Annotated in this window: 7 protein-coding genes and 1 pseudogene; 5 read left to right on the top strand and 3 right to left on the bottom strand. The window is 61.8% G+C overall.

The window, feature by feature from the left end; genetic code table 11:
• Positions 1-125: 125 nt before the first annotated feature.
• Entirely contained in the window at positions 126-779 is a 654-nt protein-coding gene (locus V6584_RS00520; RefSeq protein ID WP_340468515.1) for a flavodoxin family protein, read from the bottom strand.
• Positions 780-1,192: 413 nt separating this feature from the next.
• Between V6584_RS00520 and V6584_RS00525 the strand changes: the two genes are divergently transcribed.
• The 3 genes from V6584_RS00525 (at position 1,193) to V6584_RS00535 (ending at position 7,156) form a co-directional block, all read left to right on the top strand.
• Positions 1,193-4,018 (top strand): DUF7927 domain-containing protein, encoded by a 2,826-nt coding sequence (locus V6584_RS00525; RefSeq protein ID WP_340468516.1) that lies wholly within the window; start codon positions 1,193-1,195, stop codon positions 4,016-4,018.
• A gap of 63 nt (positions 4,019-4,081) precedes the next feature.
• The gene (locus V6584_RS00530) at positions 4,082-4,771 is read left to right on the top strand and encodes a hypothetical protein (RefSeq protein WP_340468517.1); all 690 of its coding nucleotides are present in this window, start codon (positions 4,082-4,084) and stop codon (positions 4,769-4,771) included.
• Between the two features lie 48 nt (positions 4,772-4,819).
• Positions 4,820-7,156: an RCC1 domain-containing protein gene (locus V6584_RS00535; RefSeq protein ID WP_340486091.1), complete on the top strand. Its 2,337-nt coding sequence runs from the start codon at positions 4,820-4,822 to the stop codon at positions 7,154-7,156.
• Positions 7,157-7,290: 134 nt separating this feature from the next.
• On the opposite strand, the gene V6584_RS00540 is transcribed toward V6584_RS00535, so the two are convergent.
• A complete protein-coding gene (locus V6584_RS00540; RefSeq protein WP_340468519.1) occupies positions 7,291-8,871 on the bottom strand; it encodes an oligopeptide:H+ symporter in 1,581 nt (526 codons plus the stop codon).
• Between the two features lie 499 nt (positions 8,872-9,370).
• Here V6584_RS00540 and V6584_RS00545 point away from each other — a divergent pair, with 499 nt between their 5' ends.
• Together V6584_RS00545 and V6584_RS00550 are read left to right on the top strand one after the other, a co-directional pair.
• Complete coding sequence (locus tag V6584_RS00545; RefSeq protein WP_340468520.1) at positions 9,371-11,683, top strand: beta-L-arabinofuranosidase domain-containing protein; 2,313 nt, start codon at positions 9,371-9,373, stop codon at positions 11,681-11,683.
• Positions 11,684-11,686: 3 nt separating this feature from the next.
• Positions 11,687-12,631, top strand: a complete 945-nt coding sequence (locus V6584_RS00550; protein WP_340486094.1) for a helix-turn-helix domain-containing protein — start codon at positions 11,687-11,689, stop codon at positions 12,629-12,631.
• Positions 12,632-13,062: 431 nt separating this feature from the next.
• Here V6584_RS00550 and V6584_RS00555 read toward each other — a convergent pair.
• Positions 13,063-13,575, bottom strand: a pseudogene (locus V6584_RS00555) (hypothetical protein); the annotation flags it as partial.

Genomic DNA, 13,575 nt, shown 5'->3' on the forward strand with positions numbered 1-13,575 from the left:
CCTTTCCTTTTCACTCTTCTTTGTTCGGCCCGGGCCGGTGTTGGGAGGGCAATGACCTGATGCCACAGCCTGCCTGCCTCCCGCCACCGTCGCCTCTGCTTCGTCGTCTAGTCGATCGGAGCGGTCTATTTCCCCAGCATGACGGTCTGCAGGCGCTGAGCCTGGTCCCGGTTCTGGGCGATGCCGACGAGATTGAGCCCGAACCGTTTGGCCACGCGGTCCAAGGTGCCGTAGGTGGCGTTGATGGCCCGGGTCTGGTCGCTGTCCGACCCCTGCACAATCAGGTAGAGGTCGGCCCCCTTGAGATCGTCGTTGACGACGACATGGTCGATGAAGGTCTTCAGGTATCCGGACATGTTGGACCAGTAGACGGGCGTGCCGATGACAATGACATCCGCCCCCTTGAGTTGCTCCCAGACACGGTTGAAGTCCCCGTCGCCCTGTCCGACCTGGGGGATGCGGTATTCGGCCAGGTCGACCTGCTTGTAGTCCTGACCCCCCATCAGTTCCTTGGCCAGGGAGGAGGTGTTCCCGTCGACATTCTGGCTGGCGTTGAGAAAGACCTTCTTGGTCGCGGTTCCCGTGTGCTGAGGTTTGGCGTATGCCTGCCCGGTTTTGTCCCTGCCCTGCATGGCGGTTCCTTCCTGGGTTTTGGCCCTGGTCTGGTCCGATGCCGAAGAAGATTCCAAGGCCACATAGCAGATCAAGGCCCCGAGCCCCAGACCCAGCAGCAGGGCCACCGCCGGTGCGGCCAGGGTCTTCCAAAGATTCTTCGCCATTTGTGAGCCTTTCTTCGTAAATGGTTGAATGGTATTGCTTCAACCCGGCTTGAAGGCAAATCGCCTTACACCGGCAGCTGAAGGAGCCGGTGACATGGCCCGCAAACCGTTCATATAGGCCCTTCGGGGTAGGCTGTCGGGTCTGGGAGCCCTCGAGCCCATGCCGCCCGACGAAGCCAGGGGGCCGCATGGTGGGCGACCGGGGGAGGGGCGTGGCGGAAGCTGGCTGACAGGCCCCATTATCCGTGCAAGACACACCCGAATATCATGGATTTTTTTAGTACTTTTGCATGATTCATCTTCTATCTTATAATGTGAACTCCGTTTGGAGGCGCTGGAGGAGCTGCCGTTCAGGGGGTCCTGTCCGAGATTCGTTTGCGAATGCCGAATACCGCATGTGGGGGGGGGGCGCAGTGAGAAGGTTGCAGAAGCCCGTCTGGGTCATGTGGCTGCTGGTTGTCTTGTGCCTGATATTCACCTCCCTTGTCTCGGCTGCGACCTCCCAAGACGGCGATGAGGCGCCCGGTCTGATTCCTCCTGCCGGCCGCAGCCTGCCCGCCGGCCTGGTCGCCGGGTCCCGACTGCCGGGCGTTGACAAGTCTGATTTTCCCCGGTTGGTTCAGGATGCACGATTCGTCGGCGGGAACCGGGTCGGTTTCGGGGCCGCCGCCCATGGCAAGCATCTGGCTTACGTGGAGTCACAGGGATTGCCCACCGCCTCGGGTGACGGTGCCGTGGTCATCCAGACCCTGTCCACCGGTTCCAATGGGGTGAGTGCGTGGAGCGGCGATGCCGATGACGCCTCGGCTCCTTCAGGTTCCGTGAGGATCCCGGCACCTGCGGGGGTGTCCGGGTTCGGGTACCAGATGGCCATGAACAATCGGTTCGTGGTGGTAGGTGCGAAGTGGTCACAGGAGGTGCTGGTCTATGACCTGTCGGGTGCATTGGTGCGCACGATTGCGGTCCCCCCTGACTCCTACCGGTTTTCACCCGACAATTTCGGTGAGTCCTTGGCCCTCGACGGGGACTCGCTGGTGATCGGGGCGCCGAATTCGATTGTCGACGACATCGACGATGCCGGTATGGGGTTCCTGGTGGATCTGTCCGATGCAGCATCGGTCCCGGTGCCCCTGATTGCGCCGAAGGGCGATCCGTCGATAGTCGAGGGCGCCTTGGCCGGCCAGACGGTTACCGTGCACGGCGGCATGGCGGCCTTGGGCACTCCGGGCCTGGTGGGCGCCGTGGCGGGTGTCGACTGCCTGACCGGCGGCGTGCAGCTCTATTCAGGATCGGGGTTTGTGCGCGATTTGCATGTGGACATGTCACAGGGGTCGTACCCGGTCGCCGATGAGTCGACGGCACGTGCAGGTCTCGGCAGTGCCCTGGCCTTCAGCTCCGATGGAGGTTCCCTCCTTGCCGGTGAACCATCGTGGGACCCCTCTGCTTCGTGGACCATGCAGGTTGGCATGGTGTACAGGTTCAGCGTGGCTGACGGTTCGGTGAAGTCTGTCCTGAGGGGGAGCGACGGGGCGGAATATTTCGGCACCTCCCTGGCCGTCGGCGACGCGCCCGGTGGCGGCGATACGGTCTTCGTGGCCTACCGCGACGACACCTCTTCCGGCCGCGTGGCCGGCTATGCCGTTCCTGCCGGTGACGGCGCTGAGGTGCAGCGTGCGACCTTCCAGCCGATGGATGCCGCAGGCGGTGACGGTTTCGGCTCCTTGGGGTTGTACGGCGGGGCAGTGGTGGCGAGCACCTTCACGGAGGAGGGCGTGCCATACAGGAACCTGCTGGTGACGGCGCGGACCGGTGTATACCACTTCGGCACCCCCATCCCTTTGCAGTTGTCGAAGTCGGCCGATCGGGCCACAGGAGCACGGGTCTTCCCCGGCCAGCGCCTGACTTACACCCTGACGGCAAGCAATCCGAATCGCGCTCCGGTCGACACCGAGCTGGTGGACGATCTTTCCGGGGTGCTGCCGTTCTCGCAGAGCGGGACAGTGGATGACGTGACAGTGTCGAACGACCCGGCCGGGGCCACGCCGGCCCCGCCCCTGGTGGATGCCGATGCCGGACGTCTGTCGTGGAAGGGGGCCGTGCCCGGCGGCACGGCCCTGGGCCCGGGCAGGGTCCTGTTGAAGTACAGCGTGACGGTCCGGCGGAGCCAGGACCTGTCGTACTACACGGGCTCCGTCGACAACGCATTCCTGTCGGATTATTCCCGGGACCGGCCGGTAACGTCGAACGGACTGGGTCATATCGACCTGGAGAAGCGTCTGTTGGCGGTGGCCGGCGACGGTTCGCTGTCGCCCGTCGCGCAAGGTGCGTCGGTGGCATTCGGACAGCGGTATGTATATGAGCTGAAGGTGTCCAACCCGACACCTGCCGACGCGCTCGCCGACCCTGTGGACGTGACCGTCCGTGACGATATGAGCGAGGTGGTCGATGATGCCAGGGTCGAGGGCGCATCCCTGGTGGGCGCCGCACCTGTGGGCACGGTCACATGGGATGATGCCTCCTCCCCGGGGGCGGTGGTATGGAAGGGGTCGCTGGGCAAGGGGCAGAGCGCGGTGATCCAGGTCCGGATCACGACCTATCCGGCGGACCACGCCCCTGCAGGCGATCACAAGCTGACGAACCTGGCGACGAACGATCGTGGCCCCGATTCGGCACGTCTTGTGAACGCGGTGTCGGATGTCGATCTGGGCAAGGGGGCGTTCGGCTCGCAGTCCTCCTCCCAACCCGTTTCTTCAGTGAAGACTGGCAAGGATGTGTTCTATCGGTTGACCTACAAGAACGCGACCGGGGTGACCGTCCATGACGCTTCGTTGCACGACGATCTGTCCGGGGTCTTGGGCGGCGCTGACGGGCCTTTGGACCTGTCTGCGACATCAAGTGTTGCCGGTCATCAGGTGGCGGCCCCCGCCTTCGATGCAGGCACCGGGCTTCTGTCCTGGTCGGATTCAAGCGGGATCGCCCCCGGCGAGACCGTGACCGTGACCTACAGGGTGCGGGTGCACCAGGATGCGCGCCCGGGAACGTTCTTGAAAAATGGCGTGCAGTCGCCTCAGTCGAGGCAGGGACCCCTCACCCAGGTTGGAGTGCAAGGGATGGACCCGGTGTCGAGGTTGCCGTTTACAGGTGGCGGCCATGGTTTGTGGCCGGTGTATGTGGCGGCGCTTGGCGCCTGTCTGGTAGGTGCCGGGTATGCGGTTGACAGGTATGCACGTCGCAGTTGATGGACGGGCCTCCCGGACCCGGGGGTTCACGTCCTCCGCTGTTAGTGGGCAGGAGAAGTCTTGATGCGTAGATTGATGGAGGGGCACGCGGCTGCCGTAAAGCTGTCGTTGGCCATCGTTCTGGTCTTGCTCGTGTTGGCGGGTGGCGGCGTCGGCGCCGCAGGGCTGCTGGGGGTCCGTGCGGCTTCCGGTGATACGGAGTTCAAGGTGTCGGTGACGGCCGCGCAGGTGGACGGGACGGATCCGGTCTCGACCGGTGTATCCGGTGAACCCATCGCCGTTGACCTCCGCGATGCCTTTTCAAGCGGCCCGCAGACCTGGACGATAGGCGTGAGTTCCTTGAAGGGCGAGATGGGCCGTCTGACGATCAAATTCATGGATACGGACCCCAACCGTAAGGTGAAGGCCCACATGTCGCCGACATCCATGGGGGAGCCGGGCCCCTTGAACAATCGGTATTACCCTGATCTGTTCACCCAGCTGCACTTCGAAGTCCTGGACGGGGAGCGCAAGGTGTGGGACGGCAAGTTGGGCACGGATGGCGAAATCCAGCTCGAAGACCCCTCCAAGAACAATCCATCCAGACCGGGGTATCTGAAGATGAGCATGCCGGTGGATCTGAAGCCTGGGGATGCGGAACACACGTTCACCATGCGGGTCTATGTGGACAGCACGATGGACAAGGATGAGTTGACCGCCTACAACGGGACGACCACGGGTTTGTCCCTGGTCGTGAAGGGCGAGACCCTGTGAGACGGCAGACGGCCTGTATCCGGACAAGGTTCAAGGGGTGTGTGATAGATGGGTAGTTCGTTGAAGATGCGTGAGTCCCAGTCCTGGCGGTCTCTGATCGTGCGGGCGGCGGTCGTGGTCTTGACCATGGCCATCCTCCTGTCCGTCGGGCTCACCCGGGCGGATGCCGCATACGTGAGCAAGAGCCGGGTCGACGTGACGACCCCGATAGAGGATTTCGGCACGGGTGCCGGCGTCAGGGGTACCTATGCCCTTGATGACACGGTCGCCTTGGACAAGGCCGGAAACATATGGATGTGGGGTTACTATTCCGGCGGGCAGAAACTGACCGACACGGGCATAAACGGTTCGTGGACCCTCAAGGGGGCCGCGAACAAAAGCAAGTGGGAGAAGAACGGAGCCCAGGTCCCCAAGGCGAATGGCTCATTCCTGGGCAATTATCATCAACCCGGCATCGTGCGTGGCATCGGTTGCGTGAAAGAGGTGGCAGGTTCCGCTTATGCCCTGATGGCGGTGGATTGCTACGGAAACATATACGGCTGGGGTGACAACACCCAGAGGGGGGAGAAATTCACCGCCAATGCGGCCATCACCAGCCAATCCGGTTATGAGGATGAAACCAGCCTCATAACCGGTGGCGTCTACGGCGTCTACAAGGATCAGACCGGTGCCCCCGAAGGCATCCCCAATGTGGTGAATCAGGCGAATCCAAATGAGTCTCCTGCGACCTGGAAGCCGATTGACGGCCCCGGGGCACCGGTGGGAACCTATCCGGGAGGGGACAACACCGCCAAAGTCATTGAGGCGGCGAGCAATGAGTACGGTTTTGCCTACCTGAAGGAAGACGGAACGGTCTGGAGCGTCGGCTTCAATCCCTACGGCATGAGGGGTGCCGGCAAGCACAACGGCGCGAACAACGGCCAATGGGGGAGCATCAATTCCGGAGGCTGGCCGGTCGGCACGGATTCCGGGCTTGCGATGTCGCCCACGCAGGTGGTCTTTCCCGGCAATGAAAAGATCACGGATCTCTTCCCCGGGTATGAGAGCTATTTCGCCGTCACGGACCGGCAGAAGGTGTATTTCTGGGGGCGGAATTTCACCGGCGGTGCCGCCATGACCACCGATCAGCTCGCCGCGGTCGCCTCCGACGACGAGAGCAAACCCTGTACCGCTCTGGGCAGTGCGCAGCAATATTACTGCTTCGCCCCCGTTGAGGTCCCCTATCTCGAGCAGGTCATCAGCCAGAACGGGGGATATGTCAAGGGCATGGGAGGCTACGCCTGCGGCGCCCTGCTGACGAAGAACGGCAAGCTCTGGACCTGGGGCGGCGCTCAGAACCGCAAAGGGATGGTCGAAGCCCCGGCGAACAAGATGAACAACGCGAATTGGCGGGAGGAGCCGAAGGTGCTGAATGCCCCCGACATGAACGGGAACATGGTCACCGGCGAAGACGTGGTTGACTTCAACATGGAATACTATGCCGGCAATTTCGTGAAGTCCGATGGCACCGTCTGGGGGTGGGGCCGCCGTAATGAAGGCGGGGTCGAGGCCTCGACACGGGACCAGATCACCTGGGCCGTCCCCTTCAACACGGACAGCTCGCCGGGATTGATCTGGTCCCCCGATGAGGACCCCCAACACAGGAAGGCGGTGAGCGTGGGGGGCAACAAGGACGGCGCCTCGTTGAACCTCGAAGACGGAAGCATCTACTCCTGGGGGGATAACGGCGGCGGTGCCGCGGCAGGCGGCCGTTCCGGTTTCGACAGCGGGGGAGACGGGAACATCTGTCTGCCGGGCTTGGTCGATGCCACAAACCCCAGCAAGGTCCTGAGCTGCGTTTCCCCGTTGACGGACGATGCCAACGGCAAACGTTACAACGTGAAGGATGCCTCTGCCTCCCTGGGCGGGACCCCAAGGTATGTCTGGCCCGCATATTTCGTCCCGCTCATCCAGAACGTCGGCAAATACATAACGATATCGAGGAATGCCTACCCCTTTGAGGGCAAGGCGGTCCGTAAGGGTGATGAAATCGAGTACACGGTGCTGATTCATAACGATCGCACCTCGTTCGAGAACCCGACGGTGACGATCAGGGACACCTGGGGGCCGGATGCCGTCTTGAAGGGCCCCATCAGCGCCATATATGCCCGGCATGACAGGGATCTGACCAAACCGGTGGACGTTTCGGACCAGTTCACGACGGATTCGGACGGGTCGGGCATGACCTCCAAACCGCTCAACCTGTATCCGCGGAACACGCTGACGGTCAGTTTCACGGTGGAGGTGACCGGTCGCTCAGGCGGCCAGGTCGCAGGAAGGTCGCTCGTCATCGACAAGGCCGGTTCGGAGATCGACTCCGATGCCACTACCAACCCCATAGCCTGACGGAGACCTGGGGGGGGGGAGTCGCCCGAGGACGAGTCTCCGATCACGTGCGGATGCGGCGAGCGGGCAGACATGGGTCAGGGCCGCCTGCCGGTGGAGGCGGCCCTGACGGAAGCAGGATGACAGGCTGCCTCTCAGTCTGACATGACCCTGGATTCTATCTGATTGCGGAAGATCATGATGACCAGGGCGACCGCCACCTCCAGAGTGCCGATGATGAGGAAGAGCGGGAGCTGCTGGGTCAGTGTCGTCAGTTTCCCGTAGACGACCAGCATGATGGCGGTGCCGATGGCCGCTGACAGGGTGAAAGCGGTCTGCATTTGCGTCTCATAGGATTTAGGGGCGATGGCCGCGACTATGGAGTTGGCGGCGACACCGTAGGGGAATCCGCCGAAGTTGCCTACGAGATAGTAGATAAGCAGCCAGATGACCGAATACTTGTCGGTCTGGGGGTTGAGCACCACCGTGGGGACGATGAGGAGGAGGTTGGAGATGCCGGAAAAGGCGAAGCCGAACCAAAGACGATTGGTCGATTTCCACTTCTTGCCCGGGGCCGTCAGCCAGAACCAGCTGTAGAAGAGACCCGAGAGGAGGGAGATGATGCCAACGACCGTGTTGAAAGACCCGGGGGCGATTTCGATGCCGCCGAACTTCCTGTTTATCCTCTGGTCCAGGAACATGAGCAGGGTGGTGCCTTGCATGGCATAATCCACTCCTATCACGATTTGCATGATCACAATGGGGATGATGGCGTTGAGACGGTGGCGCTCGCCCCTGCCGATCCGCTTGGAGCGCCATATGACGGCGAAGAAGACAATCGCCACCAGGAAGGTGCAGGAACTGACCGCCGTGGCCAGGGAACCGATGCTCACCTTGTGAGAGAGCAGAAGCACTGCGATGAACAGACCGATCACGGCGAGGGCGCCGATGGCTATCAGTCCATAGCGCTTCTGCTCCTCCTTGTTCAATGGGCGTGAAGGCTTGGAACCAAGGGAACCGAAGAAGCGGTTGCCCGGCAGGGCGATGACCGCCGCATAGAGGAAGGCGGCTACGGCCCCTATGGCGAAGCCGTAGTGATAATTGATCAGGCCCAGCTGCGCGGAGATGATGGGGGTGATGAATCCGGCGATGTTGTTGGCAATGGCATGGATTGCGAAAGCGCCGTCACGCCGGTTGTCCTTGCGGTGGAAGAGCATGCCGGTCAGCGAGGCGTTCGACGCCCCCATGATCGGAAGGTTCATCAGGATCATGCCGACCAGGGCGAAGGCCCTTCCCTGACCTATGGAGAGGGCCGGGATTGCGAGAAGACCGCAGGAAAGCCCCTTGGTGATGTTCCCGATGACCAGTGCCTTGCGGGCTCCGAAGACCCTGTCCGCCAGCCAGCTGCCGATGATGCCGAACATGGAGTTGATGGCCCCCACGATTGCTATCAGCTGGGCTGCCTCGCCCTGGGAGAACCCCAATCCCTGGGTCCATGGTTTATATAGGTAGTAGATCAAGACGGCCCCGTAAGAGGCCCAACAGATTGAATTGAAGAAGTTCCCTGTGGCCAGGGCGCCGATGCCCTTTGGATACCCGAAGAAGGACCGATCCTTCCGCAAGTCGTTGAGCTCCTGCTCCTCCTTGGAATCGACCATCAGACCGGATTCGTCGACCACGGTAGTCGACCCTGCTGGATCCGGTTGTGCCGCACTGCGTTCCGGTACGTCTGCCATGTGTGTCTCCTCACTGATTGGCGTGCGGACACCCCTCGTCCTGGCACGCTTGCTTGCGTGAAACCACAATCGTTTCAATTGGAATGGTAAAGCAGCCAGGCCGCTGAGATAGGTGTATAGACAATGGAAAAGGTGGAGAATTCTTCGTGATGCAGGTGGTGCCTGCCCCACTCAAGGTCGTGATTGTCTCCTTGACGGGGCAGGGCGGCGGTAGGGGGTCGAGTCCTGGGTGCTGTCTCCCCCCTGCGCCGGGAGCACCGTCCACGGCCAATGAATTGTCCACCGAATCGGTGTTTTCACCCACCTTCGACCAGCGGAGTCGATTCATATACTGATGGCATAGGACGCAGCCGGGGAAATCCGGAGGGCACCGTGGCGAGGCACAATGCGATGTGTGTGCCGATCCTTCGGTCCGGTCTGCGGCTGTTTCCGGTGACAGGGTGTCGAAAGCCTGTCATGGAGATGGTGACCTTGCGACGAAGGAAGCGGGTAATTCAAAATGGATTCCGAACAAACCGACCAGGAATGCGTTGACCAGGCCTCCCGGCAGCTGTACATCGGCAACACGGGGACGGTTGAATTCAATCTGGACCTGCCTGTGCAGGGGGCCTTGGGAACCCGCATCAGCTGGGCAAGCAGCGACGGACGTTGGATCGAGACGGACGGAACCGTGCATCAGCCCGAATACGGACGCGGTGACCGGGATGTGCGGCTGACGGCGACAATCGTCAAGGGACAGGCCGAAAGTCAACGTGTCTTCGACGTCAAAGTCCTGCAACTTCCCAACCGCATCGAGGTTGAACGGGTTTACCCCATGCATCTGCGAGCGCGGAAGGGCAGCGTCTACCATCTGCCCATGTTCACTGCGGTGCTGACCACTGACGGCCAGTGCCTGTCACAGAAAATAGACTGGGACGAGGATGTCGAGCAGTGCAGCGATACCCTGGGTGAGCATACCTTCCACGGGACCATCGACGGCAGCAGTATAGCCGTGAAGTGCAGGGTCGAGATCACCGAGGATGACCCCCATGGAACCGTCGATTCGCATCCCCGGCTCACGCCCATCCCGATCGGTGTCGTCAGGTTGACGGGAGACGGGATCCTGGCGGGGAACCAGCGGCGGCGGGTTGAGTTCCTGAAGACCCTGGACGACGATCAGCTTCTGGGCGAGTTCCGCAAGGCGTCGGGTTTGGATACGAAGGGTGCGGCGCCGATGATCGGGTGGGATGCGCCCGATTCCCTCCTGCGGGGCCACACCACGGGGCATGTGCTTTCGGCTTATGCCTTGGGGTATGCCGCCAGCGGGGAGGAAGCGCTCAGGAGAAAACTGACCTACCTGGTTGACGGTCTGGCCGAGGTGCAGAAGGCCTTTGAGGCGGACCCCGACACCAAACCCGGATTCCTGTCGGCATATTCGGAGAAGCAGTTCGACCAATTGGAAACCTATACGCCGTATCCGACCATCTGGGCGCCCTATTACACCCTGCATAAGATCCTGGCTGGTCTGATCGACGCCTATCAGTATGCCGGAAACAAGACCGCCCTGCGAGTGGCTTCGGATCTCGGCGACTGGGTCTATGCCCGCGTGCACAGGCTGCCTCATGAGCAGCTGCAGAACATGTGGAGCATGTACATCGCCGGTGAATTCGGCGGGATGAACGAATCCCTGGCCAGACTCCATGCCCTTACCGGCAAACCGGAACACCTGGCGGCCGCCCGGCTGTTTGACAATGACCGGCTCATGGTCCCCATGAGGCAGAAGGTCGACGCCTTGGGCGGCCTCCATGCCAATCAGCACATCCCTCAGGTCATAGGTTCCGTCGAGTTGTACCGTCAGACAGGACTTCCTTATTATCTGGACCAGGCCGAGTTCTTCCTCAAGTCGGTCATCGCACACCATGCTTATGCCATGGGAGGCACGGGCCAGGGCGAAATGTTCCAGCAGCCTGATGTGATCGGGGCCCTGCTCAGGGACAACACCGCTGAATCCTGCGCTTCTTACAACCTGCTCAAACTGGCCGCCCTCCTGTTTTCCTTCGACCCCGACACCGTCTACAGCGATTACACCGAACTGACCACACTCAACCACATCGCGGCCAGCACGGACCATGTGCCCCAAGGCGGGAGTCTGTATTTCTTCCCCACCCAGCCCGGCGGGCGCAAGGAATTCGACGTGGAGAACAGCTGCTGTCATGGGACCGGTCTGGAATCCCACTTCTACTATGCCAACGGCGCTTTTTACACGGACGCCGACAGCTTGTCCATCCAGCAGTACCTTTCATGCCGGGTGGATGATCCATCTGAGGGAATCAACTTCACCATCAACACCGAGGACCGGCATCCGGACAAGGTGGACATTCGTCTGAATCATCTGGAACGGGGGAACATCGCCTTGCGCATTCCGGCCTGGAGCCGCGGGCAGGTCCGGCTCACCGTCAATGGCGAAGCTCTTGACCTGCCTGGCGAAGGGCGCGCGCAGACAACCATCGTGCTCGACAAGGCCCTGTGCGGAGTGCCTTCCTGGGATGGCGTCCGGATCGGGTTGCGCTTTGCCCCCTCCATTCATCTGGTCGGAACCCCGGATCGGCCTGACCTGGTTTCAGTCATGTGGGGGCCCTATGTGCTTGCGGCCTTGAGCGACAGCGAAGAGACCCTGCAACTTGCCATAGACCGACAAGACCCTGAACGGTCCTTCAGACGGGAGAAGGACCAGCTGGTCTTCATGCACAAGCCCAGCGGCCTGACCTTCGTCCCCCTGCCCATGATTGCGCAGGAGCGATATCATATGTATGTCGGTGTTCAGCAATCCTGAAGGATGAGAGCCTTTGGGAGGCCTCATTTTCAGGTCCTCTCTGTCGTCGCGGGAACAAGGGAGATCGGTAAGACGAATCGGGAAATCATCGCCAGCGTCGCCGATGCCGCCGTGGAATTCCAATCCGCAGGGCGGTTCATCGGCACGCCGGGGTGGATTCATGAACGCCGGAAGGTGGACAGTTTCGAGCTGATCCTTGTCGAAGACGGGACGCTTCCGCTGACTGTCGACGGCAGCCACTTGGAACTCGGTCCCAATGACCTGGTGCTCATACCGCCTGAATCGCCGCATGAGGGCAGCAGGCGGCTCAAGCATTCATCGTTGACCTTTTTCTGGGCGCATTTCGCCATACGCGGCTGGCAGGCCGTTGACGAGAGCTCTCCTCCGGACGGTCGGCCCCAGGGCGACAAGGATCATATGGTTCTGCCGATCGGCCGCACGAGCGTCAGAAGCGATCGTCTGAACGTCATGTTCAACCAGCTTCTGGATATCTATCAGCGGTCCTATCCGAATCCCAGCACCTACTGCAGTTATTTCATGACCTGCATGCTCATGGAAATGGCGATCGGCATGACCGAGGCCGGGGTTTTGCCTACGGGGAACGATGAACGGAACAAACTGCAGCAGGTGCACGACTGGATACGGATCAACGCCTGTGACAGAATCACCGTCAAACGTGTCTCGGATTACTTCAATTACTCGCCGTCTTATCTTTCGACGATTTACAAACGCCAGTTCGGCATCAGCATATCCACTCAAATGGCCCGGATCCGCATCGAACGCGCCCAGGACCTGCTCCTGTCCACGTCCATGAACGTGCGGGACGTCGCTGCGGCCTGCGGCTATTCCGATGCCAAGTACTTCATGAGGATGTTCAAGCGGCAGACGGGACTGACGCCTACCCGGTATCGGTCGAGTTTCAACCAACGGCATTACAACAATGCCTGAACTTGGCGATGCGTGTCGTCATCGGGGCTGTGCATGCCTGCCAATGACCATATGATTCCGCGTGAATCGTCTTGGTCCCGGCTTATGGACCGATTGCTCCCCGGCGCCTCGAGGCCCTCCCTGTGCTTCCTCGCTTCTTTCTGGGGCGGCCGGCCGGCCGGGCGGCGGGTCCCAGGTCCACGCCTGTCGAGGTGTTCGGCCCGTCCGGGCCTCCGGGGAATTCAAACCCGCAACCTACGACCGGAATAGAACAGTCTGATGCCTGTCTCGCCGGACCGGACGCATGCAGCCAGTCGGCACAACGATTGGTGAGTGGACTGACGGCAGGGGGGGGGGGGGGGGGGGGGGGGGGGGGGGGGGGGGGGGCCCCTCACCCCCCCCCCCCCCCCTGCCGTCCTGTGATTCTTTGGGTTGCAGTTCCGAACGCCGTCCTACTTGGCGCAGGAGTGACGTCCGGTTTCCCGGCGGCGTCGGTATGCAAGGGAGCCTGCCAGGAGGATGAGCCCTGCGGACAGGGCCAGGATTCCCGTGGTCAGGATGGTTGTGGTGTCGCTGCCCGTGCTTGACAGGATGCCGACAGACGAGCCGGCGGTGTCAGCAGGGTCAGCCGGTTTCACTGGTTCGGTTGGCTTGGCGGGCTTGGCGGGCTTGGCGGGCTTGGCAGGGTCGACAGGGCCAACCGGGTCAGCAGGGTCAGCCGGTTTCACTGGTTCGGTTGGCTCGGCGGGTTCGGTTGGCTCAGTCGGTTCGGCTGGGTCAGCAGGGTCAGCCGGGCTTACTGGTTCCGTTGGCTCGGTTGGCTCGCCGGGGTTGCCGGGGTCGACTGGGTCGGTGGTGCCGCCGCCGTCCTCCGACGGGACCTCGGCCGGCTCGTAGGTGTAGGTCAGGTGCTGGTCGGGTTGGGGGGTGCCGTTGAGGGTCCAGGAGATGGTCACGTCGGCCTG

This window comes from Bifidobacterium favimelis (genome assembly GCF_037963085.1).
GTDB lineage: Bacteria > Actinomycetota > Actinomycetes > Actinomycetales > Bifidobacteriaceae > Bombiscardovia > Bombiscardovia favimelis.